The organism is Zobellia uliginosa, assembly GCF_018860745.1.
Lineage (GTDB): Bacteria > Bacteroidota > Bacteroidia > Flavobacteriales > Flavobacteriaceae > Zobellia > Zobellia uliginosa_B.
In genome coordinates, this window is the sequence record NZ_JAHKPY010000003.1 from 231,557 (window position 1) to 256,900 (window position 25,344).

Below are 25,344 nucleotides of genomic sequence, written 5' to 3' on the forward strand. Positions count from 1 at the left end.
TAAATTTAAGAAAAGGTTTAATTGCTTATCCCAAAGATTGCATTTGCACCAATTTTTTATAGGCGCCGTCCTTTGCGATGAGTTCATCGTGAGAACCTTGTTCCACTATCTCGCCTTTTTGAAGTACAACAATGGTATTGGCATTCTGAATGGTGGAAAGTCTATGGGCAATAACGATGGAAGTTCTATTGCGCATCATTTTTTCAAGAGCATCTTGCACCAAGCGCTCACTCTCCGTATCTAAAGCGGAGGTAGCTTCATCCAGTATCATGATAGGAGGATTCTTTAGTACTGCTCTTGCAATAGATAGGCGTTGTTTTTGACCGCCACTAAGTTTGTTTCCGCTATCACCAATATTGGTATCATAGCCATTTGGTAATTCTGCTATAAAGTCGTGGGCATTGGCAATTTTAGCAGCTTCTATAATTTCTTCTTTGGAGGCATTTTCTTTGCCTAAGGAAATATTATTCGCTACCGTATCATTAAATAAAATGGAATCTTGGGTTACAAGGCCTAACAGACCTCGTAATGATTTTTTTGAGATATCTTTAATGTTATGTCCATCTATTGATATTTTGCCTTCGTTTACATCGTAAAAACGAGTAACAAGGTTGGCAATAGTACTTTTACCACTACCGGACTGACCAACAAGAGCTACAGTTTCTCCTTTGGGAACTTTTAAATTGAAATTCTTAAGTACATATTCATCTTCATACTTAAAAGAGATGTCTTGTAAATCTACTCCACTATCAAAAGTATCCTTGATTAAGGCATCCGGCTTATCCACAATTGGATTTTCTGTCTCAAGAATTTCCATAACTCGTTCTGCAGCGGCATTTCCTTTTTTAACACTGTACGAGGCTTTACTAATAGCTTTTGCAGGTGTTAAAATCTGATACGAAAGTGTCATATAGGTAATAAAGAGTTCTGGTTCTAGTGTTTTTTCAACCAGTACCATTTGTCCCCCATACCAAAGTATAACACCAATAGCAGCAATACCAAAAAATTCGCTTGTTGGCGAGGCAAGGTTTTGCCTATTTAATAAACTGTTAGAGAAATTGTAGAAACGTTTTGTGGATGCTTGAAAAGTTCTACCAAATCTAGATTCCGCATTGAACGCTTTTATAACACGGAGACCCCCTAAGGTTTCTTCTAAAATGGATAAAAAATGACCTTGTTCTTTTTGAACCTTATCTGATTTGCGTTTTAAAGACTTGCCTATCAACGAAATCAAAAATCCCGAAAGAGGAAGAAATAAAAACACAAATAAAGTCAGTTTTGGACTTATAGATAACATGAATACAATCGTGAAGATTATAGTCAAAGGTTCTCTAACTATGAGCTCTAATATAGATAAAAAGGAATGTTGGATTTCCAAAACATCCGATGTAATGCGGGCTATGGTGTCACCTTTTCGCTTTTCGGAATAATAAGATATAGGTAGTTCAACTGTTTTGTTGTACAGTTCGTTACGTAAATCTTTAAGTACGCCATTTCTTAAATAGGTAATAAAATACATGGCAAGATAATTGAAGATGTTTTTCATAAAAAACATAACAATAATCAAGGCTACCATCAGCATTAAAACATCTCCTGCACCGTCCTGTTGACTTCTTTCGGTAACGAAAAAATTCAGGTATTGCATAATATAATCCTTCGCATCGGAAAGCCCCCGCCAAACAGGTTTTTTGTAAACAGCTTTGGTATTATCAAACAAAACTGATAACATCGGAAACAATGAAATCATTGCCAATGTTGAAAACAAGGCATAAAGAATGTTTGAAATAATATTTAAAATCGCAAATAATTTATACGGCTTTGCGAACCGAAGGATTTTTTTGAAATACTCCATTAACCGAGATTAAGTTCTCTAAGTATATCCTGAATTTTATTATCCAATTCTTTAGAGACTTTTTTGAAATCTTCTGCTTTATCCAATGTCGTATTTGTACTGATATAAAATTTCACCTTAGGCTCGGTTCCACTTGGCCTTGCAGCTATTCGGGTTCCATCTTCGGTTTCGTATATCAATACATTGGATTTTGGAATATCGATATTTTTTTCTTCGCCGGTAAGTACATTTTTGGCGATAGAAGTGTTGTAATCTTCAATCCATTTAACTTTTGAACCAGCAACAGAGGAAACAGGGTTCTCTTTAAAGTCCTTCAACATCTGTTTAATTTCTTCTGCACCGCTCATTCCCTTTTTAGTGATGGAAATAAGTTTTTCTTTGTAGAAGCCATAATCAACATAACAATCAATTAGTTGCTTATAAAAAGAGCTTCCGTTGGCTTTGGCTTGAGAAGCAATTTCACATGCCAATAGGGTAGAGGTAACGGCATCTTTGTCACGAACAAAATCGCCCACCATATAACCGAAGCTTTCCTCACCACCACCAATAAAGTTGGATTCAGGAAAATCTTTAATCATCTTACCGATCCATTTAAAACCGGTAAGTGCAGTTTTGAACTCAACCCCGTATGCTTTGGCCATAGCTTCCATCATAGGGGTAGAAACGATGGTAGTAGCTATAAATTCATTGCCTTTAAAGCCTTTTTGTTTTTGTTGTTCCAAAAGAAATTTGGTCATTAAAATCATGGCTTGGTTACCATTAACGATTTCCATTTCACCATCAAGATTACGAACGGCTATACCTAAACGGTCACTATCAGGATCCGTGCCAACAACCATATCAGCACCTATTTCTTCAGCTTTTGTAACAGCCATAGAAAGTGCTTCCGGCTCTTCCGGGTTTGGCGATTTTACCGTTGGAAAATCTCCGTTAGGTTTGGCCTGCTCTTCTATGATGGTAACATTTTTATAATCGGCTCTTTTTAATACTTCGGGAATTGCGGTTATGGATGTACCATGAAGTGATGTAAAAACGATTTTAAAATCATCTTTACCGGCAGCGTTGAAATTTCCTTTTGCAACAGATTCTTCAATGAAAGCTTCATCTACTTCTTTATCTATTGTTTCTATTAAACTATCGTTAGCTGTAAAATTGATATCCTCAAAAGAAAGTGAATTGATTTCTGAAATAATCTCTCCATCCTGCGGAGGAACAATTTGTCCACCATCTGTCCAATACACTTTGTAACCATTATACTCTGGTGGATTGTGAGAAGCTGTCAACACGATACCTGCATGACATTCTAGATGCCTAACGGCAAAAGAAAGTTCTGGTGTGGTACGCAATTCTGAAAATAAATAAACTTTGATTCCGTTTGCGGATAGTACTTCTGCCACCGTTCTGGCCAAAGTATCACTATTGTGGCGACAGTCAAAAGCTATGACTACCTTTAGCCCTTTTTTACCGTATGTTTTTACAAGGTAGTTGCTAAGCCCTTGCGTACTTTTACCTAACGTATATTTATTGATTCTATTAGTGCCTACTCCCATTACCCCGCGCATACCACCAGTTCCAAATTCCATTTGTTTGTAAAAACGGTCTTTTAGTTCATCTGTATCATTGTCAATTAGATGTTGAACTTCCTTTCTTACTTCTGGGTCAAAAAAATCGGTTAACCAAGATTTGGCGGTATTTAGAATGGCATCCATAATAGTGTCTTTATTATATGTGTTTATTAGCGCTTAAAATTACGAAGAATATTGCTTTGCTTTTGTGTCATCACTTATTTCTTCGGAAATAGTATAACGTGTTTCGTTTTTTCGTGATCTTATTAAAATTTCGCCTAAAAATCCAGCTAAAAATAATTGTGTACCTAAAATCATTGCAGTAAGCGCAATGAAAAATTGTGGGCGATCCGTAATTAATCTTCCGTAGGGGTTTATAAAAAGCTTGTCAATACCCAAATAAATGGCAAAACCAAAGCCTATTATGAACATGAGAACCCCTAGAGCTCCAAATAAATGCATAGGTTGCCGACCAAATTTGGATACAAACCAAATGGTAAGCAAATCTAGGAAACCATTTATAAAACGTTCCATTCCAAATTTGGTCTTCCCGTATTTACGAGCCTGATGTTTTACGATTTTTTCGCCAATATTACTGTAACCGGCGTTTTTAGCTAAAACAGGAATGTACCGGTGCATTTCACCAGAAACCTCTATACTTTTAATTACATTTTGATCAAAAGCTTTTAGACCACAGTTAAAATCATGCAGTTTTACACCGGAAGTTTGTCTGGCTGCCCAGTTGAACAGTTTAGAGGGCATGTTCTTAAAGAGAACGGAATCAAATCGTTTTTTCTTCCAGCCGGAAACCAAATCGAATTTGTCCTCCTTTATCAACCGGTATAGTTCGGGAATTTCTTCTGGGTCGTCCTGAAGGTCGGCATCCATTGTAATTACTACATTACCTTTTGCAGCTTTGAAACCTGCATGCAGGGCTTGCGATTTACCAAAGTTCTTTTTAAACCGTAAACCTTTAACGCTTGGGTTTGTTTGTGATAGCTCTGTAATTATCTTCCAAGAATCATCTGTACTGCCGTCATCTATAAAAAGAATCTCATAGCTGAAATTATTGGAACGCATAACATTTACGATCCAATCGTGAAGTTCTTTTAAAGATTCCTCTTCGTTAAGTAAGGGTATAATTATGGACAGATCCATTCACAGTTTCTATAAGTCTCACCAAAAATACAATTTTGATACTGAAGTCATTTAAACTTTTCTGCTATAACGGGTAATTCCTTATTTCTAACTACTTGTTAGTTTTTAAAGATAATTAGAAAAACAGGGTTAAAATTATGATAATCAATAAATTAAAAATTTTCACCGAAACTAAAATGGGAATATAAAAATGAGATTTAGTAGGCAGGTCTATCTTTTTTAAGAATTAAACCTGTAATAACGCCAACAACCAGCCCAATAAGAATGTTCATAATTAAAATTATAGGGTAAGACATCCAAGAGAACGACTTTTGCATTTCAATACCTTTGTCTATTTCTTCCTCTGTTAATTTAGGGTTGTCAATCAGAGCCTGTTGTTTTGCAATTTCGTATATCTTGTCCATATATTCTGGCTCTATAAAATTGGAAAATATATAAAAGTAAAGAATACCTAATATACCTGCTATAAGGGCAACTCCAGCACCAACTTTTAAGGCTTCGGAGAGGGTCATGAAATTTAAATTTGCTTTTTTAAATTGGTAAATTCCCAAAACAATACCAACAACCAAAATGAGGGTTTGCGTACCTTGAACGGCAAGGCCACGTTCATAATGCATATCCATAGTATAAAGCATAACACCAAATGCTATGCCTACAGCACCTACAATAAGGCCGTAATTAAGAGCAAACTTTCCTGTTTCAGCTTGACTGTTTTCCATCTTCTCGTTTTTTAGTGGTTGTTTTCAAAGTTAGTGGTTGTTTTTGTTTCTTTGTTACAGCTAAAATATATTTTTTTGTTTCTTTTTTAGTTTTAGATTGTAGGTTACAGAAAATTAATTAAATTTGCAGCCTTAAAATGAGTGCCTGTTGGAATGGGTGCGTAAAATTTTATTTATAATGAAGAAAGATATACACCCAGAAAATTATAGATTAGTTGCTTTTAAAGACATGTCTAACGACGAGGTTTTTTTGACTAAATCTACAGCAGTTACTAAAGAAACCATAGAAGTTGATGGCGTTGAATACCCAGTTGTAAAATTGGAAATCTCTAGAACATCTCACCCTTTCTATACTGGTAAAGCTAAATTCTTGGATACTGCCGGACGTATTGATAAGTTCAAAAGCAAATACGACAAATTCAAGAAAAAACCTGCAGCGCCAGCAGCTACAGAAGGAAAAGCTGATAAAGAAGAAAAATAGATTCTTATATAAGATTTTATAAAAGCCTCCACAATTGTCGGAGGCTTTTTTAGTTTATAACCTGGTGAACATTTCTAATGTTCACTAGATGGTTTAGATAAACAGAATACTTATTTTAGTAAAAAATAAATTGCCATGAACTATATACTTTTTGACGGTACAGTAAGAGATAACCTGCTGCCTTTTACATTTACCAGACCTGTTGCAGATATACGAGTAGGTATATTGACCATAAGGGAGAAATGGGAAAAGTATTTAGGATATACCACTACCACCATAACCGAAGAGTATCTCTCTGAGAAGTTCCCGATGGTTGAAATGGAGGAAAATGTGTTGATAAACGCTTCTTTTTTACCTAATCAGAAGTTGATAGATTTAGTTCAGGATTTAAAGGTCAATGAAGCTATCTTTCAAGGTGATGAAGTAATAGCTTTTTTTACCAATGAAAGTCAAGAGGAAGTAGATTTCTCAACATACAAGCAAATAGAGTTTGATGATGACCTAATTCAAATAGTCCATACTTGGGATATTTTTTCCAGAAACGGAGAGGCTTTGCAAGCAGACTTTGATTTTATTACTGAGGGAAGAAAAAGTGCGCCCATTCCTAAAAACAATACGTTAATTCATCCGGAGCGGATTTTTATGGAAGAAGGAGCACAGGTAGAGCATAGTATTTTGAACGCTACGGATGGTCCTATTTATCTAGGTAAGAATTCTCAAATTTGGGAAGGTAACCTTATTCGTGGTGCTTTTGCACTTTGCGAAAATGCAGTGGTGAAAATGGGAGCCAAAATTTATGGAGCTACTACCATTGGCCCTTACGGGAAGGTCTGTGGAGAAATAAGTAACTCTGTCATTTTTGGTTATTCAAGTAAAGGTCATGAAGGTTATTTAGGTAATGCGGTTTTAGGGGAGTGGTGTAATATTGGGGCAGATTCCAATAATTCTAACCTTAAGAATAATTATGCCAAAGTGCGTTTATGGAATTATGCCAGCGAGAGTTTTGAGCAGACTGGTTTGCAATTCTGTGGTCTAATGATGGGGGATCACAGTAAAACAGCAATTAACACAATGTTTAACACGGGTACGGTAATTGGGGTGAACTGTAATATTTATGTACCTGGTTTTCCACGTAATTTTGTACCAAGTTTTAGTTGGGGCGGAGCTTCGGGTTTTTCAACATATGGTACTTCAAAAGCTTTTGACGCAGCCAAAATTATGATGGCCAGAAGGGATGTTGAATTTGATGATAAGGAAGCTCGTATTTTGGAACATGTTTTTGAATTGACTAAAAGATGGCGTAATTACTAGCCTTAACAGGCTATAATTTACTTTTGGATGCAGCCAATTTTTTTAAGGTAGCAACAATTTCTTTAGCGTTTTCAGGGTCCAAAGCTTCAATTTCAATTTTATTCCCATAATTTTGGACTTGCCCGTCTTTATAAACCTTGACCAATTTTTCATCAGATTTTACTCCGATTTCTGCCCAGACCCTTTTTCCTGATACGATTATTTTACTGCTTTTTTGACTTAAATCCTTTGCGCTGAATTCATAAATATTCTCAAGGGTTCTTTTGTCGCTTAATTCCGTTTTTGTGAATCTAAAGGTGCTGGTTTCAGTTTCTAATAATTCAATTTCTTGCTCGTAACTAAGGTTGCCTTCCTGTACAGGTTTTATTTCGCTTCTAAGTTGTCTTAAGGCATCTTCTAAGCCAATTTCAAAAGATTCGTCAGTTACCTCGGTTGTCCGGTCTTTATAATGTACTATTAAAAACTGCAATGCTTCTTTGCCAACGTATGCCTCATCAAAGGAGTTAAAGTATAACAGAATTTCTTTCTCATAATTCTCGGTTTCTCCATTTAGGGAGTGACCAATATATTTTTCTCCTTTGTTTGTGCTTAGTATAAGATAAAACCTTGTTTTTTTATTTTTGAAACTAATTCCGTTTTGATTGATATCCGTTAGGTTAAAAGAATAAAGATGTTCTTCGTTTTTATCGGATATCTCTTCTTTGGTCGATAGAAAGGCTATATCTTCTTCTAATGCTAGCTTTTGCATAGTTATACGCCCATCGGATTTAACAGCATTCGTATGTGTGTTAAGATATTCTAAAGCAGTATCTAACGTGTTGATTTCTTGTTTGTAAGTCTCGAATTCGGTTTGTGCTAATGGGATTATTTCTTTAAGAACTGTATAAATATGCTTGCCGTTGGCTAATGAATTGGCGTACAAAAAAACTTTGTCTGTATACCCTTTAAATATATCATCGTTATAAAATTTTATACCTGAAACACCTTTTGCAGAGCTAACTTCAATGATAAATTCATCTCCGGAAATCTTATAATTTACGGAATTAGGATTCATTAGGGCAAGATTGAATTCAAAACGCTCGTTCTTTGAGCCAACGGTCTGGTTTAGAGTTACAAATCCGGTTTTTTCCGCATTTTTACTAAATAGTTGTGCTATTTGGTGTTTGGGTAAATCTATATCTGTTATATTTTTTTTCAACCAATTTAAATGCTCTTCATAAGAACTCAAAACAAGTGAGCTCTTGTCAACCTCAATAGCTTCGGGTATTCCATCTTCAATAGCAGATTCTAGGTCACGGCCGTTATCGGCATTTAGGCCGTACATGGTAAAGCTGGGTATATAATTTATTTTACTACCTTCATCAGTAGTTCTTCTAATAAGTTTTTGCTTTCCTTTAATAGATAGTTCAATAAGAATTACATCTTTTTTTGTAAAATACCGTACTGAGTTTTTGTCGATGTCGGCAAGAGCAAAAGTGTAGGTGGTTTCCACTTCATTTCCTTTATTATTTATTTCGGTCACGGTATAATCGTAATAGCCGGGCGAAACGGTCTTTAGTTCCTGATTAAAGGTTAATTTGTTTGCGTCTACCGATGTCAAAAGCTCTTGAATAACTTTTATTTTTTGCTTTAGAATAGCTTCTTGTGCAAGACTAATATTAAATGAAAATAGTATAAAACCAAGAAAAAAGAATGGGTGGCAAGAAGGAATGCGTTTAGAAATTAAAATCACAGAAATTAGTTTTCAGGAGTTAGTGGTATTTAAATTGTAAGTAGCTTACATGCTAGTGTTACTAATGGTCAAATATAGAATATTTGAGTAAGAGCTACAGGACAATACACGTTTTTACTCGGTTGATAAATTGATGACCTCCATATTTGTAATCTGCTTGTTACAAGTTCGTATATTTGCATTTCCTTAAAAAAAAATACAGTATCAATTGAATACGAAAGCAAAAAGAGGTAAGGGTATGAAAAAGAGAGTTGCCTTCTATACATTGGGTTGTAAACTCAATTATTCAGAAACATCTACTATAGCTAGAGGTTTTCAAGATGACGGTTTTGATCGTGTGGATTTTTCCGAACACGCAGATATGTATGTGATAAACACCTGTTCCGTAACAGAGAATGCAGATAAGAGGTTTAAAACTATAGTAAAGCAGGCCCAGAAAATTAACCCTGAGGCTTTTGTTGCGGCAATTGGATGCTATGCACAACTAAAACCAGAGGAATTGGCGGCCGTAGACGGAGTAGATTTGGTATTGGGCGCTACAGAGAAATTCAAAATTACAGATTACATAAACGACCTTACCAAGAATGATCTTGGCGAGGTGCACTCCTGTGAAATAGAAGATGCCGACTTTTACGTAGGTAGCTACGCTATTGGTGATCGGACTCGTGCGTTTTTAAAGGTCCAAGATGGATGTGATTATAAGTGCACGTATTGCACCATTCCTTTGGCAAGAGGTATTTCTAGGAGTGATACTTTACAAAATGTTCTAGATAATGCTGCGGAAATATCTGCAAAAGGTATTAAGGAAATTGTGTTGACCGGCGTAAATATTGGAGACTATGGTAAAGGCGAGTTTGGAAACAAGATCCATAAGCATACTTTTTTGGATTTAGTAAAAGCGTTGGATAGGGTAGAGGGAATTCATCGTTTAAGAATATCATCTATTGAACCAAATCTATTGAAAAATGAAACTATAGATTTCGTCTCTAAGAGTAATTCATTTGTACCACATTTTCATATACCGTTACAAAGCGGAAGCGATACTATTTTAAAGCTAATGAGACGTAGGTATATGAGTGATCTGTATATAGACCGGGTTAACAAGATAAAGGAAGTAATGCCAGATGCCTGTATCGGTGTTGATGTTATAGTAGGTTTTCCAGGTGAAACGGATGAACACTTTCTGGAGACGTATCATTTTCTGAATGAATTGGATATTTCTTACTTACATGTATTTACCTATTCCGAGCGCGATAATACGGCTGCAGCTAAAATGGATGGTGTGGTCACCAAGCAAGTACGCAATAAGAGGAGTAAGATGTTACGGGGTCTTTCGGTTAAAAAAAGGAGGGCTTTTTATGAAAGCCAATTAGGTAAAATGCATCAGGTTCTTTTTGAGGGAGAAAATAAAGAGGGCTACATTCACGGGTTTACCAGTAATTACGTTAAAGTAAAATCTCCTTGGAATCCAGAATTGGTGAATACTTTACATTCTGTAGTGCTAACAGAGATAGATGAGGATGGGCTAGTTCGTTTTGAGTTTCAAAAAACAACCATAGAAGTTTAAACATAAAAAAATCCCGCTACTTGCGGGATTCATCTTCAAAAAAACTTTGAATACGACTAGATTCTAATGCCTACTGGCAACATTTCCTTATATTGTCTGTTTTTGCGTAAAAAACCGGCAATTTGTGGACTCGTAGGGACGACTCTAAGATTTTTCTCCTGAATGTGGTGAAGAACCGATTTGATAAAATCTTCTTTGAAATCTTCTTTAGTGATTTCTTCAGGCACTACTAATTTTGTTAGAAATACTTTGCGTTCTTGCGAAGAATACTCGATCTTGGCCAATGTGCCTTCAACCGTAGTTTCGAATTGACGCAAGAAACTGTTGTCAATAATTTCTACTTCATTCATATAGTTTGATTTTAGATGACGGCAAGAGGTAAGAAAATCACGGTGTTCTCAAATCGTAATTTTGTATACTTTTGCTCAAATTTGTATAAACTATGGAATTCCCCCAAAGTCGATAACAAAAGTAGTGAAATTAATGTTAATTTCCTAACAATAACTATGTGTTGTGATAATGAGCGATTCTAAAATCCATGTATATTTTATGCCAGGTATGGCAGCCAGCCCCTCCATATTTCAACATATTGCACTACCTGAGCATAAATTTGAACAACATTTTTTAGAGTGGTTTGTACCCGAAAAAAACATGTCCTTAACATCGTATGCTAAGAAAATGAACCAAAATATTCATCATGAACAAGCGGTTTTAGTGGGTGTTTCCTTTGGAGGTATGCTAGTTCAGGAGATGGCCAGGTTCAAAGCGTTTAAAAAAGTAGTGGTTATTTCAAGTGTTAAAGATGCGGCAGAGTTACCCAAGCGAATGATATTTGCAAAATACACTAAAATTCATAAGTTATTACCTACAGGTTTAGTAAATAATATGGAGCTTTTGGCTAAGTACGCTTTTGGGGAAACAGTAAATAAACGTTTGTCGCTTTATGAAGAGTACTTATCAATTAGAGATAAATATTATATAGATTGGTCTATTGATCAAATCGTTAATTGGAAACAAATTGAGCCAATTCACGGTCTCGTTCATATTCATGGCGAAAAAGATGTAGTTTTTCCCATAGATAAAATTAAAGATTGTATCACTGTCAAAAACGGGACACACACCATGATTATTCATAGAGCTAGGTGGTTTAACGAACATCTACCCACAATTATTCTGCAATAAATGAGTTGTTATACTAGGCTCTTTTTATATCCATTATTCTAACTTTAAGAGATGGGTGTATTTCTATATAAACGTAATCGTGGTTGACTCCAAAAAATAATTGGATCAATGCTGAATATGAGTACGTTTGGGATGGAAAAATTAGAAAAGAGTTTATTAACTTTGAATAAACCGTACAATACCAAAAAATGAAGATTTTAAAGAATGTATTGATGCTTCTAGGCGTCTTTTTTGTTGTAAGCACTTTGATATTTGCCGTACAGAGCGATGCAGAACCTGCTAAAGGTGATGCAGATGTTTTGGAGAATGAAGTTGATTTAGATAAAAACGTAGCAGACGGATACCGCATTTCTGCTATTGAGATACCTGAAGATTTAAGTTTTGCAGGAGAACCAGTGCCGCAGGATGATCCTGAGGTTTTGGAGCGTATTGATCGGGAGTTTTTGGTTAATACGTATTGGCAGTCCAATGCCGTGCTTTTGATTAAAAGAGCTAATATGTACTTTCCTATTATAGAACCAATTTTAGCCAAAAATGGTATTCCGGATGATTTTAAATATTTGGCGGTTGCAGAAAGCGGTCTTCAAAACGTTAAGTCTCATGCCGGCGCAGCTGGTTTTTGGCAGATTATGAAAGCTACAGGGCAAGAGCACGGTTTAGAAGTGAATAGAAATGTAGATGAGCGTTATAATTTAGAGAAGTCAACAGAAGTAGCCTGTGAGTATTTAAACAGAAATTACAAAAAATATGGCAGTTGGACTTTAACAGCAGCCTCTTATAATGCAGGTGCTGGAGCTATTAACAAGTACTTGGGCATTCAGCAAGTTAGTGACTACTATGATCTTTTGTTAGGGCAGGAAACCGGTAGATATGTATTTCGGATCATGGCCATAAAAGAAATTTTGAGTCATCCGGAAAAATATGGTTTTGATATTGATAAGGAAGATATGTATCAGGCAGTACCGACTTTTAAAGTGGAGTTGGACGAACCTGTTCTTAGTTTTGCGGATTTTGCACAACAATACGAAATCAATTACAAAATACTAAAGAGACATAATCCATGGTTAAGGGAAGCACATTTAAACAATAGCTCTCGTAAAAAATATACCATTGAAATACCTAATAAGGGGTATTACAGAATTGGAAAGTAACAATACTAAATGCCTCAATGGATTATATTTAAAATCTATTGAGGCCTTTTTTCTCTACTTTATTTCTCATCTTTAATTGCTGCTAAATGTTCAGACTTTCCGTTAAGTCTGTTATGTGAAAGGAAAGATGGATATACTATTAAATTTATTTAACGACAATATATGGTTCATCCTTCTAACAGTTAACTATTGTCTTGTTATTATCCTTTCCTTTTTTATTCTCCTAAAGAATAAAAATCCGGTAAAGACCCTTTCATTTTTATTTGCACTTGCGGTTCTACCATTCTTGGGGCTTATCGTTTACTATCTTTTTGGTCAGGATTATAGGAAGTCTAAAATTTTTGAGAAAAAATATTTTTTGGATAATCAGAAAATAAAGGAATGGCGAAACAATTTTAAGTTGGATTGTAGTGAGCGTGAAGATTTTGAAGAAACTTATGGCGAGGATATTTTTAAAGTGTACAAGTTGCTCAAAAATAATGAAAAGGCGGTTCTTACCTTTGATAATAATGTAGGTATCCTAAGGAATGGCGAAGAAAAGTTTAAGCGGTTATTTGAAGATCTTGATAATGCGGAAATCCATATTCATATAGAATACTTTGTTTTATTTGATGACGAACTTGGTCTCAAAATAATCAACGTCTTAATGGACAAAGCCAAGGCAGGTTTAAAAGTTAGATTAATCTATGACGATGTAGGAAGTAAAATTTCTAATAGTGTAAAAAGGAAAATGACCAAAGCAGGTATTGAGCACTATGCTTTTATGCCGGTACTATTTTCAAACTCAACCGGAAAACTTAATTACAGAGATCACAGAAAGATTGTTGTTATTGATGGAAAAGTAGGTTACGTTGGAGGTATTAATATGGCTCAGCGATACGATAATTCATATGATAATGATCGTTATTGGCGAGATACCCACTTACGATTACAAGGTGGTGCAGTGGGATCACTGCAATCCTCATTTCTGCTTAATTGGAACTTTGCTTCTAACAACGAAGTAGAAATAGAACAGTCGTTTTTTCCAAAGAGCAAACCAGAATCTGAAAAACCGGTAGCCGTTCAAATCGCTGCTAGTGGTCCGGATACAGATTGGGCAAATATTATGGAGGCAGTCTTCTGTGCAATTAGTTCAGCAAAGGAACGTATTTACATTACATCGCCATATTTTATGCCAAACGATGCTATTTTGACGGCTTTAGCTACCGCTGCCAGAAGTGGAATTGACGTTAGGGTAATTGTTCCTTATGAATCAGATTCGTGGGCTGCTCAGTATGCCGGAGACTCTTATATAGAATACTGTCTGGAATCAGGTATAAAAATCTATAGATATTGTAAAGGATTTATTCATGCCAAGACTTTGGTAATAGATAGTTTGTTTTCTACAGTGGGCACTGCTAATCTAGATTATAGAAGTTTTTCCATCAACTTTGAAATCAATGCTATGATCTATAATGATGGAATCAACAGTCAGCTTGCTGAAATGTTCCTGGATGATTTAAAGGAATGTGAAGAAGTTGAATTAGAAAGGTGGAAAAATCGCGGTATCTCACGAAAGTTGAAGGAGTCTTTCAGTAGACTTTGGGCTCCACTTTTGTAATATGAGAACAAAATGCTAAGAGGTAGAATTATTTTTTCTCCTAATTCCTAACTTCTAACTCAGTTAGATTTTCTTCATCTGTTGTTGCATCATTTTAATCTGATCGGTAAGCATATTGCTTTTATCCAATTTTTTAGCTTCACGAAGAAGGGTTGTAGCTTCTCTTTTCCTCCTTTTTTGCATAGCTATTCCGGCAAGGCTTAATTTGGCCATGGCAATATCATAGTCCATAGTAAGGCCTAATTTTAAAGCTTTTTTGAAATACTTCTCAGCTTGGGTAAGATTTTTTTGCGATAAGATAATACCATGCAAATAGTTAAAGTATCCCTGTTGCTTGGTTACTAATGCTGCTTCGGGATTTTTAATTTTGTCTAGCCACTTTTGTGTGCCTTCCAGGTCTTGCTTTCGCATACGTAGAAAAGCCAATAGAATAATCTCATTTCTAAAATATAGAAATATGAAGATCAGGGATAGGAGGATTAAAAAGATTCCGTTTCCGATATTACCTTCAATAAATTGATATACGGCGCAGGCTATAATCAGTCCTGCAATGACTAGTTTAAGATTTTTGTTGAACATGTGTATTAATTATTGATCGGTTCGTTTAAATTAGGAATGAGTTCGTAAGTGATAGAAGACTGTATTGTAGTCGGTATTTCTTGGTCGCCCATTTGGGTCATGGTAGACGATCCTTTGGAAACACCTTCTACGTTCATCTCTTTTATAAAGCCGGTAATGGCGTTTGTAGTAATATCGGATTTTTGTGTTCCGGTAAGTTTCATGGTGGTTCCGGCCTCAACTACGTTCATTGTAACAGCAGCAGTTCCGGTAATGTTAGCGGAATTGGCAGTAATGGCCTTTAGCGTCCATATATTATCTGCCTGTAGCTTTCCTGAATATTGATTTTTCCATGTATTTCCTACTTGTACTTTCTTTTTAGGATAAATGAAGGTCATTTGCTTGTAACTATTGGAAAGAGCTTCTGAACCAAATTCTTTTTGCAATGATTTTTTCATCATATTCAAAGAAAATTCGTCTTCAAGACCAGAGGCTTCGGCCATTTTTACCACCAGACTATCACCTCCTTTTACTTCCAGTATATCTCCCGTTTTGTTTAAAATGATTTCCACCGGGCGGTTTAAGAGACTATTGAAAATTTTAGATTGCATATTACTTTCGTCCACCTCTTGCGCATGAATATCCATCAATTCACCTTGTATGCTAGATGTCATATTTAAATTAAGGTCCTTGAATTTTAATGCGATCATATAGGTGGTATCCCTTACTTCTAGTACTTTAAACTCTAGAACGCCATTGATTTTATTGGTCAGAATATGCGAAGCTCCATCCAATTCCTGTGTAATGATCTGTTCGGCATTTTGCTTTACGGTGAAGACGGCATTTTTCTTCAATTTGTATTCTAACTGTGTCTGTGCGAAAGAAACAGTACTTGAAAGAACAATGAAAATAACGCCCAAAAAGTTTCTCATAGATTGATTTCGTTGATAAAATCGAATTTTGGCAAAAGTAATAAAAACCTATCTTTGGGTGGTAGGCATTCAATAAAAATATTTTTCTAAATCTGTTTGGGAAAGAGAAAAGTCTTTGTATATTTGCGCCCAGTTTTAGCGAAAGGATTCGCAAACTTGTATCACACAAAGAAAAGGATAATACAATGCCCGGACAGAAAAGAACATATCAGCCTTCAAAGAGAAAGAGAAGAAATAAACATGGATTTAGGGAGCGTATGGCGTCCGTAAATGGAAGAAAAGTTTTAGCTCGTAGAAGAGCTAAAGGAAGAAAAAAACTTTCTGTATCCTCTGAACCGAGACATAAAAAATAATGATATTATTTTTTAAGAAATATATAGGTGTTACTTTTTATAAGTAGCACCTTTTTTTATGTCAGATTTGTACTGATATTTGTAACAAAAAATAGCCAAAGTTTTAAAGAATACAACGAATGCCAAAAAGAAAAGATTTAAAATCCATACTACTGATCGGCTCCGGTCCCATTGTAATAGGTCAAGCTTGTGAGTTTGATTATGCAGGTTCTCAATCCTTACGTTCATTACGTGAAGATGGTATAGAGACTATATTGATAAATAGTAATCCGGCTACTATTATGACGGATCCATCAATGGCTGATCATGTGTATTTGAAACCGTTGACTACCAAGTCAATAATCGAGATACTAAAGGAACATCCTCAAATAGATGCTGTTTTGCCTACCATGGGAGGACAGACTGCTCTTAATTTATGTATAGAAGCAGATGAGAAAGGCATATGGAAAGATTTTGGAGTTGATCTTATTGGGGTTGATATTGATGCGATAAATATTACGGAAGATCGTGAACAGTTTCGTGAATTAATGCTTAAGATAGGTGTGGGCATGGCACCGCAAGCTACAGCTACATCTTTCTTAAAAGGAAAAGAAATAGCACAGGAATTTGGCTTTCCGTTGGTAATTAGAGCATCTTATACCTTGGGAGGTGCTGGAGCGGCAATTGTTTATAAACCAGAAGATTTTGATGAATTATTGAGTCGTGGTTTGGAGATTTCTCCTATTCACGAAGTCATGATAGACAAAGCCTTAATGGGCTGGAAAGAATACGAACTAGAGTTATTACGTGATAATAACGATAATGTTGTAATTATCTGTGCCATAGAAAATATGGATCCAATGGGTATTCACACCGGAGATTCTATTACGGTGGCGCCTGCAATGACCTTGTCAGACAGAACGTATCAAAAAATGCGTGATATGGCAATCCATATGATGCGTAGCATTGGTGATTTTGCAGGTGGGTGTAACGTTCAGTTTGCAGTAAGCCCTGACGATGAAGAGGAAATTATTGCCATTGAAATTAACCCCAGAGTATCTCGTTCTTCTGCATTGGCTTCAAAAGCAACGGGGTATCCTATCGCAAAAATAGCTACAAAGTTGGCAATAGGGTATCATCTAAATGAACTCGATAATCAAATTACAAAATCAACTTCTGCGTTATTTGAGCCGACTTTGGATTATGTGATTGTTAAAATACCAAGATGGAACTTTGATAAATTTGAAGGTTCTGATCGTACCTTAGGTCTACAGATGAAATCTGTTGGAGAGGTTATGGGTATTGGACGTTCGTTCCAAGAAGCCCTTCACAAAGCAACACAATCTTTAGAGATCAAAAGAAATGGGCTAGGGGCAGATGGTAAAGGTTATAGTAACTATGACCAAATCATCAAGAAACTGACCATTCCAAGTTGGGATAGGGTTTTTGTCATATATGATGCTATCCAATTGGGTATTCCATTGAGTAGAATCCATGAGATAACCAAAATAGACATGTGGTTCTTAAAACAGTATGAAGAACTTCATTTATTAGAGAAAGAGATTTCTACGTATACGATTGCAACGCTTACCAAAGATTTGATGTTGGAAGCAAAGCAAAAAGGTTTCGCAGATAGACAGATAGCGCATATGCTAGATTGTTATGAGAGTGAAGTACATAGTAAACGTACGGATGAAATGAACATAAACAGGGTCTATAAATTAGTAGATACCTGTGCGGCCGAATTTAAGGCGATGACTCCATATTACTATTCTACTTTTGAAGCGGAAATTGAAAAACCGGATGGTACACGTTACGTTGAGAATGACAGTATTGTTACGGACCGTAAGAAAATAGTAGTTCTAGGTTCTGGTCCAAACAGGATCGGTCAAGGAATTGAGTTTGATTATTGTTGTGTACATGGTGTACTTGCAGCAGCAGAATGTGGTTATGAGACCATCATGATCAACTGTAATCCAGAAACGGTTTCAACTGATTTTGACACTGCGGATAAACTGTATTTTGAGCCGGTTTTCTGGGAGCATATCTACGATATTATTCGTCATGAGAAACCAGAAGGCGTTATTGTTCAATTAGGTGGGCAAACTGCTTTAAAATTAGCGGAAAAACTATCTAAATACGGTATCAAAATTATAGGCACTAGCTTTGAAGCATTAGATTTAGCGGAAGACAGAGGAAGTTTCTCTGAAATGCTTAAACAGAACAATATTCCTTTTCCGCAATACGGTATTGCTGAAACGGCAGATGAGGCTTTGGCCCTTGCCGATGAATTGGATTTTCCTTTGTTAGTAAGACCTTCTTATGTATTAGGTGGGCAGGGAATGAAAATAGTTATCAATAAGGAAGAACTAGAATCTCATGTAGTTGACCTTTTAAGAAAAATACCGAATAATAAATTGTTATTAGATCATTATCTAGATGGTGCTATTGAGGCTGAAGCCGATGCTATTTGCGATGGTGAAGACGTGTATATTATTGGTATAATGGAACATATTGAGCCTTGTGGAATTCACTCAGGAGATTCTAATGCAACTTTGCCACCTTTTAACCTTGGTGAGTTTGTAATGCAACAGATAAAAGATCATACTAAGAAAATTGCTTTAGCATTGAATACGGTAGGTCTTATAAATATTCAGTTTGCTATAAAAGATGATATGGTATATATCATTGAAGCCAACCCTAGGGCTTCTAGAACGGTTCCGTTTATTGCGAAGGCTTACAAAGAGCCTTATGTGAACTACGCAACTAAAGTTATGTTAGGGGATAAGAAAGTAAAGGACTTTAACTTTAAACCAGAGCTTAAAGGCTTTGCTATTAAGCAACCGGTCTTTTCTTTTAACAAATTTCCCAATGTAAATAAGAACCTAGGACCTGAAATGAAGAGTACGGGAGAGAGCATTCTTTTTATAGATAGCTTAAAAGATGATGATTTTTATAATCTTTATGCTAGAAGAAAAATGTATCTGAGCAAATAATTAGCCGTAGGTTAGTAATTTAAAAAAGCTCGTGACAATACTATTTGTCACGAGCTTTTTTTACAATAATTGCTGTTATTTGTAAAATAACCTTAATCGGTGTTTTTTGGAACGATATCATTTTCTATCATAGCCGTTATTTTTTGACCCACAACGTTTGGAAGGGTTACCTTAAAAGTAGTTCCTTTTCCTTTTCCATCAGATATTGCATTAATAGTACCATCGTGAGATTCAACAATTTGTTTGATCATATAAAGGCCTAATCCTGTACCTTTAACATCAGAATGAAACCTCTCAAAAGGAGAAAAAAGTTTTTTTAAAGATTTCTCATCCATTCCTGAACCATTATCAGAAACGAAGAATTGTATTTTTTCGCCATCTTCTTCGGCTTTGATATGAACTGTAGGTCGTTTCTGGTCTCCCATATACTTTATGGCGTTATCCAGAAGGTTACCAAAAACCTGAATAATTCTATTTCTATCACCATAGATGTTAGGTAGGTTTTCTTCCACGATCAGTTTTACCTTGGATACTTTTAATTTCCCTTTAACTAGGGTGGTGGATAATGAGACGATTTCATTAGTGTCTAGCACTTCATTTTTATTTTCGACTTTACCTATTTTTGCGATTTTAGTAATATCGGCGATAAGATTATTCATAGTATCACATGAAATATTGATCATTTCTAGATATTGCTCTAACTCGGGAAAATCCTTCATTACAAACTCCATCGGGATTAGGCTTGCAATGCCCTTAATACCGCTTAGCGGACTTTTGAGATCATGTGAAACGGCAAAAGTAAAACGTTGAATTTCTTGATTCTTTACTGTTAATTCATCCGCGGCCTTTTCTAATTCTTTCTTTTGCTGTTGCAACTGTCGCGTTCTCTCGTCTATCTTTTTTTCCAGCGTTAATTGGTATTTTTTTATATTTCTAATCCTAAGATATAGTCCTAGATAAATACAAGAAATTAACAAACCTATCATAAGTAGGAGAAACCACCAGGTTAGCCAAAAGGGTGGGGTAATGGTTATATTTAAGGTGGTTTCATTGTTGTTCCAAATGCCGTCAGAATTACTGGATTTTATTCTAAACGTATATTCCCCAGGTTCTAAATTTGTGTAATTGGCTGTTTTTTTGCTCCCAACGTAATTCCAATTTGTTTCAAAACCATCTAGGAAATAAGCATAATTTACTTTGTCTGGATGGCGAAAAGTCAACGCGTTATATTCAAAATTAATAACACTGTTATCATACGATAAGATAATAGAATCTGATTGCGAGATATGTTTTTTTAAAATTTTGGATTCATCGCCAGGATTAACGGGTTTGTTGAAAATTTTTAAACTTGTAATATTTACCCTTGGTTTATCCTCTCTTTTTATTATATCCTTCGCTTGGAAAATATTGAAACCATTGCTACCTCCAAAAATCAAATCGTAAGTTTTGGTTTTATAGAAGGAATTGGAGTTGAATTCGCTGCCTTGCAAACCATCACTAATATCATAATTTATAGAGGTTTCAGTCTTAGGGTCAAAATGAATAATTCCATCTCCTGTACTAAGCCATAACCAATGGTTGCTATCTTCTATAATTCCTTTTATCGCATCATTTTTCAATCCACTTTTATGTGTGATTGATTGGAAAGAATCGGTTTTGGAATTGTATTTGTTTAAGCCGGCTTGTGTACCAACCCACAAAACGCCTTTGCTATCTTCTACAATTGCATTAATGAAGTCATTACTTATGTTTTGTTCATTTTCTGGGCTATTATAACTTGTATACCACCATTTCTCATTTGTTTCAACAAGTTTGTAAAGTCCTGAAATCTGTGTTCCCACCCAAACATTTCCGTTTTTATCTTCCGTTACGGTAGTAATAGTAGTGACCTTAGTCTTATTGATATTGTTTTTAAGGTCTATATTTTTATGTGTTTTTGTTTTAGGGTCATATACTTGTAATCCACCGTGAAAAGTTGAAATCCATATACGCTCTTTGCTGTCCATCATTAGATTAAAGACATTATTTGACAGCAAGAATGAATTTTCTTTCGTTAAAACATCATAGTTTTTACTTTTCAGATTAAATACAGTAATACCCCCGCCCCATGAACCCAGCCACAATTGATCTTCCTTGGTTTGCAGTATGCTTAACACTACATTGGTGTTTAGTTTTTTATTATCTAAATTGTATTTTATAAAAGAATTAGAAGTTCTGTCCCAATAATTTAAACCACCACCGTCAGTTCCTATCCAGAGGTGGTCATTGGTATTATTTCTGTCTTGAATAAAACAATTTATGTTATTATTGTTTATCGACTGAGAATTAAATGGTTCGTTTTCAACATGCTTAAATTTATGATAAATAGGATCATAGAAACTTAGACCTTTTTTATAAGGCCCCAACCACATAATTCCTTTGTTGTTATAAATGAACCATATGGAGTTACTGGAAATTGATTCTATATTTTTATTGTCATACTTTAGGTTTGATAACTGTCCGGTACTTTTGGAGTATATATAAAGTCCATCATTTTCACTACCTATCCAAAAATCGCCATTAGATGCAATTGATAAGGATAAAATAGGGAAGCCATTACTTATTGTTTTTCTGTTTATGTTTAATGAATTGTCATTTTCGACTTTTAATTCAATTAATTCCCCATTATGTAAACCGATTAAAAATCTAAATTCGTTTTGTTGTAGAAAACTGCGTATTCTTTGATTTTCGTGAAGGGTTGATAAAATTTGCAATTCATTGTTCAATACCCATATATCATTATCGATTATAACCGCGGTTCTTTCGTTATTTAGTTTTGCGATTTTTACAAAAAAGTTATCTGTGGCCCCTGGATACTTGAACTCTTTGGTTTCCCCCGTGTTAATTTCGTATCGGAAGAGACTAGTAGTTGTACCTAACCAAAGAAAACCTGAGCATTTAAAAACAGAATAAAAATGCTGTAAAGCTAATTTTTTGCCTTCACCAATAAACGGGTAGGATTTTAGAACATCCATTTCCCGGTGATAAATATTTAAACCTTGAACTGTGCCAATATATAATTGTCTATTGTCATCTTCGTAAATATCTTCTATATAACCATTGGTAAGGCCTGTTTTGCTATCTAGAGTCTGTTCGTAAATTTGAAAATTTTGACCATCGTATTTATTAAGGCCATTTCTAGTCCCAATCCATAAGTAACCATAACTATCTTCAAACATAACATTGGCAGAGCTTTGAGATAAGCCACCAGGTAGGTGTTGAAACGATATGTTGTTTTGATTTTCCTGTGCAAATGAAAACCTACAACATAGCAGTAGTAATGCCGACCATAACAGTAGTGTAGCTGATTGCTTGGATGAAATCATAATAACGTTGCGCGTAAACAATAAGTAGGTTAAAACCTACAAATTATAGTTTTTATTCACACGTCGCCCATTTTTGTTGCCTGAGTGCACTATGTTGTTGTGAAAAGCTTATTTAAAGATAATCATAGCTTTAGGTCGTCATTTTTAATATATCTAATTAAACCAAACGGCATACCCCTGTCGTCTAAGCTCCAATGCCAAGGCCTCTTCCATTTTTAAGGCTTTGGCTCTAGTTGGTATTGGGGCGATATGATGAAAAAGGCTCCCGCGTAAATATAGACCGTATTTTTCAACAAGGTTAGCAGATAATTTATGTCCTTTTTTGTTGATATATCCTGTTTTGTGTTGTTCAAATCGTTCTGTTGGAGTCTTACTGGTCATGCCTACATAAAGGCACTGTAGAACACCATTAAACTGAGGGTTTGCTTCTCTAAAACGTCTATTCTCTGTAAAAACCTTTTTGGAAAGTTCTACAACATAAATATGGTAGACAGTTCTGGCCATTAGTATAGGGGTGTTGTTTAGTGCGTATTTTCAACTTCTTCTTTTGGCAAGTATTTGAAGATAGTATCTAAGAATTCTGGAAGGTTATAGGGTTTATGAATAATATCGTTCATTCCGGAATTCAATATCTCCTTCCTTCCTTCGTCCAATTCAACGGCAGTCAAGGCTATAATTGGAATTTCTTTATCGTATTCACGAATCATCCTAGTAGCCTCCATGCCATTAATATTGGGCATATTGATATCCATTAATATTAAGTCGTAATCATTGGCTCTACTCATTATAACGGCCTGTTCACCATCATCTGCCAAACTGGATTTAATATTGTATTTATCTAAGGTTTTTTGTGTTACTTTTTGATTTATCTTATTGTCATCCACTACGAGAACATGTCTAACAACACTGTTCTTAATTGAGTTAGAGATGTTGGTATTTCCATTTAACAAGGATGATTCTTTATCCTGTTTGGTCTGTTTCTTAAGCGTTAGTTGAAAACTGAATTCAGCGCCCTTATTAGGTTCACTTTTTAGATGAATCTCACTTTTGTAAAGGTCCAGAATCTTCTTAACTATAGTGAGGCCAAGACCTGTTCCGGTGTAGCTATAGTTTTTATTTTCAATCTGGGTAAATTCTTTAAAAATCTCTTCCTGCATGTTTTCAGGAATGCCCAGACCATCATCCTTTACCGTAAATTTCACCTTGCAGGTATTGCCATTAACAGGTTCAACTAAAACCAATTTTAACCAAATGTTTCCCTTCTCTGTAAATTTAATGGCGTTACCCATTAAATTTATAAGTATTTGAGAAAACCGAATGGGGTCTCCAACAAGGTTATTCGGTATGTTTTTATCTACTTGTAAGTGTAATTTATTACTATTTTCATGCAATGAAAATTCAAAAGAGCGAACAATATTCTGGATGAGTACATCTAGTTCGTAAGGAATTTTGGAAAGGGTAATGGCCTCTGCATCCATCTTGCTAAGTAATAGGACATCATTAATGAGTGCCAATAAATAATCTGCAGAGAATTTTAGAGAACTTAAATCGTCTGCATAGGCTTTCAGGTTTTTATCTTCTTTTAATAAAGTGGAAATGCCAATAACACCATAAAGAGGTGTTCGAAGTTCATGACTTACGGTGGAAAGGAACTTGGTCTTAACCTTGGAAAGCTTTTCAGCTTTTGCGTTGGCCAAGCTAAGCTGTCTATTTTTAGCCCTTAGGTTATTGATGTATGTTTTTCTTGTTTTAAAGAATACGATGATGCCAAAAAGGGCTAAAACAAGAATTACAATGGCTCCAATGAGTACTGTTGTAAGGGATTGCGATTTAGAAATAAGTTCTTCTGAATATGCATGTTCTTTTAAAGCGGTTTTTAAATCTTTTTGCGCTTGCTCCAAATCAAACTTTACCCGTGCTTTTTCAGTTTCTTCTAATTTCTTAAGAGTATATGCTTTTTGTTTAAATTGATTGTATTTATCCAGATTGGCGAAAGCCTTTTGATAGTCATCAGTTTCACTGTATAGTTTGGCTAAATCGTCATAGGCTTCTATGGCTAAATCGGTATTTTCAATTTTATCCGCTGTCTGTGCAATTTTTTCCAGTTTTAAAGCCGCCGTATTGTATTTTTTCTTTGCCAAGTAATATTTACCATATAAGAGGTCCATATATAACTTGTCTAATGAATCTACTTCTTTTGTTGATAGCGCTTCCGCTTTTTGAAGAAACGTATAGGCTTCATCAAATTGATTATTTTCCAAATAGGTCCAGATAAGGTTTACATAGGTTAAATAGACCTCGTCATAATCCTTGTTTTGTTCATTGATTTCAATACTTTCCTTAAAAAACTGAATTGCCTTTTTGTAGGTGTTTTCGTTGTCGGAATATAAAATACCTAGATTTAAAGCGCCCCATGCCACAAGACTATCCACTTGGATAGACCTTGCAAGCTCCAAAGCTTTTTCAGAATAAATCTTACCTTTTATGGTGTCTTCCGTTTCGGAATAAATTCCACCTAAAATATCGTATCCTAAAAACTCGTAATAATCGTAATTATACTCCTGACCCTTTTTTACTAGGGTAGAGGCGTATTTAATAGCTTCTTTATAATTGTATTGATCGTAGGCTTCATTTGATCTGTTCACGTAGGATTCCAAAGTATCGCGTTGCCATTCTGTTGTATTCTGAGCCAGTACATTTGTTAAATGGGAGAAGAGAAAGAAAACGAAAACGAGTGGTCTTAATATACTCATGAGAACTATGGGGGCCAGTATGTAATTTAGGGAGAATGACCGTTACGACAAGCTAATATAAGAATTTACTTCACAATTTATTGCGAAGAA

At 35.3% G+C, this 25,344-nt stretch carries 19 protein-coding genes; 8 read left to right on the forward strand and 11 right to left on the reverse strand.

Translation table 11 applies throughout. The features are described from left to right. Positions 1–25: 25 nt before the first annotated feature. From KO521_RS04735 to KO521_RS04750, 4 genes are all read right to left on the reverse strand, one after another. Positions 26–1,852 (reverse strand): ABC transporter ATP-binding protein, encoded by a 1,827-nt coding sequence (locus KO521_RS04735; protein WP_215938764.1) that lies wholly within the window; start codon positions 1,850–1,852, stop codon positions 26–28. Continuing rightward, a complete protein-coding gene (locus KO521_RS04740) occupies positions 1,852–3,561 on the reverse strand; it encodes a phospho-sugar mutase (RefSeq protein ID WP_215938765.1) in 1,710 nt (569 codons plus the stop codon). The genes KO521_RS04735 and KO521_RS04740 overlap by 1 nt, the downstream gene beginning before the upstream one ends. Positions 3,562–3,600: 39 nt before the next feature. After that, on the reverse strand, positions 3,601–4,575 hold the full coding sequence (locus tag KO521_RS04745) for a glycosyltransferase family 2 protein (RefSeq protein ID WP_215938766.1): 975 nt from the start codon (positions 4,573–4,575) through the stop codon (positions 3,601–3,603). A 197-nt stretch (positions 4,576–4,772) separates the two neighbouring features. Then, positions 4,773–5,294, reverse strand: coding sequence for a DUF4199 domain-containing protein (locus KO521_RS04750; RefSeq protein WP_215938767.1), 522 nt, complete (start codon positions 5,292–5,294; stop codon positions 4,773–4,775). Between the two features lie 178 nt (positions 5,295–5,472). Here KO521_RS04750 and KO521_RS04755 point away from each other — a divergent pair, with 178 nt between their 5' ends. Further along, on the forward strand, positions 5,473–5,775 hold the full coding sequence (locus KO521_RS04755; protein ID WP_215938768.1) for a type B 50S ribosomal protein L31: 303 nt from the start codon (positions 5,473–5,475) through the stop codon (positions 5,773–5,775). 135 nt (positions 5,776–5,910) lie between these two features. Further along, positions 5,911–7,086, forward strand: a complete 1,176-nt coding sequence (locus tag KO521_RS04760) for a GlmU family protein (RefSeq protein WP_215938769.1) — start codon at positions 5,911–5,913, stop codon at positions 7,084–7,086. A gap of 10 nt (positions 7,087–7,096) precedes the next feature. Here KO521_RS04760 and KO521_RS04765 read toward each other — a convergent pair whose 3' ends face one another. Next, the gene (locus KO521_RS04765) at positions 7,097–8,818 is read right to left on the reverse strand and encodes a hypothetical protein (RefSeq protein ID WP_215938770.1); all 1,722 of its coding nucleotides are present in this window, start codon (positions 8,816–8,818) and stop codon (positions 7,097–7,099) included. A gap of 238 nt (positions 8,819–9,056) precedes the next feature. Here KO521_RS04765 and mtaB point away from each other — a divergent pair, with 238 nt between their 5' ends. Beyond that, positions 9,057–10,385, forward strand: a complete 1,329-nt coding sequence (mtaB, locus tag KO521_RS04770) for a tRNA (N(6)-L-threonylcarbamoyladenosine(37)-C(2))-methylthiotransferase MtaB (RefSeq protein WP_215938771.1) — start codon at positions 9,057–9,059, stop codon at positions 10,383–10,385. A gap of 56 nt (positions 10,386–10,441) precedes the next feature. On the opposite strand, the gene KO521_RS04775 is transcribed toward mtaB, so the two are convergent. Next, the gene (locus KO521_RS04775) at positions 10,442–10,735 is read right to left on the reverse strand and encodes a GNAT family N-acetyltransferase (RefSeq protein WP_215938772.1); all 294 of its coding nucleotides are present in this window, start codon (positions 10,733–10,735) and stop codon (positions 10,442–10,444) included. Between the two features lie 169 nt (positions 10,736–10,904). Here KO521_RS04775 and KO521_RS04780 point away from each other — a divergent pair, with 169 nt between their 5' ends. The 3 genes from KO521_RS04780 (at position 10,905) to cls (ending at position 14,318) form a co-directional block, all read left to right on the forward strand. Continuing rightward, the gene (locus KO521_RS04780; protein WP_215938773.1) at positions 10,905–11,567 is read left to right on the forward strand and encodes an alpha/beta fold hydrolase; all 663 of its coding nucleotides are present in this window, start codon (positions 10,905–10,907) and stop codon (positions 11,565–11,567) included. A gap of 188 nt (positions 11,568–11,755) precedes the next feature. Beyond that, positions 11,756–12,718 carry a lytic transglycosylase domain-containing protein gene (locus KO521_RS04785; protein ID WP_215938774.1) on the forward strand — a complete coding sequence of 321 codons (963 nt, stop codon included), beginning with the start codon at positions 11,756–11,758 and terminating at the stop codon, positions 12,716–12,718. Positions 12,719–12,845: 127 nt separating this feature from the next. Beyond that, positions 12,846–14,318 carry a cardiolipin synthase gene (gene cls / locus KO521_RS04790; RefSeq protein ID WP_215938775.1) on the forward strand — a complete coding sequence of 491 codons (1,473 nt, stop codon included), beginning with the start codon at positions 12,846–12,848 and terminating at the stop codon, positions 14,316–14,318. A gap of 63 nt (positions 14,319–14,381) precedes the next feature. On the opposite strand, the gene KO521_RS04795 is transcribed toward cls, so the two are convergent. Then, on the reverse strand, positions 14,382–14,897 hold the full coding sequence (locus tag KO521_RS04795) for a DUF2892 domain-containing protein (protein ID WP_215938776.1): 516 nt from the start codon (positions 14,895–14,897) through the stop codon (positions 14,382–14,384). 5 nt (positions 14,898–14,902) lie between these two features. Next, positions 14,903–15,808 (reverse strand): DUF6263 family protein, encoded by a 906-nt coding sequence (locus KO521_RS04800; protein ID WP_215938777.1) that lies wholly within the window; start codon positions 15,806–15,808, stop codon positions 14,903–14,905. 185 nt (positions 15,809–15,993) lie between these two features. Here KO521_RS04800 and rpmH point away from each other — a divergent pair, with 185 nt between their 5' ends. Together rpmH and carB are read left to right on the forward strand one after the other, a co-directional pair. Continuing rightward, positions 15,994–16,161 (forward strand): 50S ribosomal protein L34, encoded by a 168-nt coding sequence (rpmH, locus tag KO521_RS04805; protein WP_072991142.1) that lies wholly within the window; start codon positions 15,994–15,996, stop codon positions 16,159–16,161. A gap of 119 nt (positions 16,162–16,280) precedes the next feature. Then, positions 16,281–19,136, forward strand: coding sequence for a carbamoyl-phosphate synthase large subunit (gene carB, locus KO521_RS04810; RefSeq protein WP_215938778.1), 2,856 nt, complete (start codon positions 16,281–16,283; stop codon positions 19,134–19,136). Positions 19,137–19,228: 92 nt separating this feature from the next. On the opposite strand, the gene KO521_RS04815 is transcribed toward carB, so the two are convergent. The 3 genes from KO521_RS04815 to KO521_RS04825 all read right to left on the reverse strand — a co-directional run bounded on the left by KO521_RS04815 (position 19,229) and on the right by KO521_RS04825 (position 25,254). After that, positions 19,229–22,501, reverse strand: a complete 3,273-nt coding sequence (locus tag KO521_RS04815; protein ID WP_215938779.1) for a ligand-binding sensor domain-containing protein — start codon at positions 22,499–22,501, stop codon at positions 19,229–19,231. Positions 22,502–22,654: 153 nt separating this feature from the next. Further along, complete coding sequence (locus tag KO521_RS04820; RefSeq protein WP_215938780.1) at positions 22,655–23,005, reverse strand: ribose-5-phosphate isomerase; 351 nt, start codon at positions 23,003–23,005, stop codon at positions 22,655–22,657. A gap of 17 nt (positions 23,006–23,022) precedes the next feature. Further along, positions 23,023–25,254 (reverse strand): tetratricopeptide repeat-containing hybrid sensor histidine kinase/response regulator, encoded by a 2,232-nt coding sequence (locus tag KO521_RS04825; protein ID WP_215938781.1) that lies wholly within the window; start codon positions 25,252–25,254, stop codon positions 23,023–23,025. Positions 25,255–25,344: the final 90 nt, after the last annotated feature.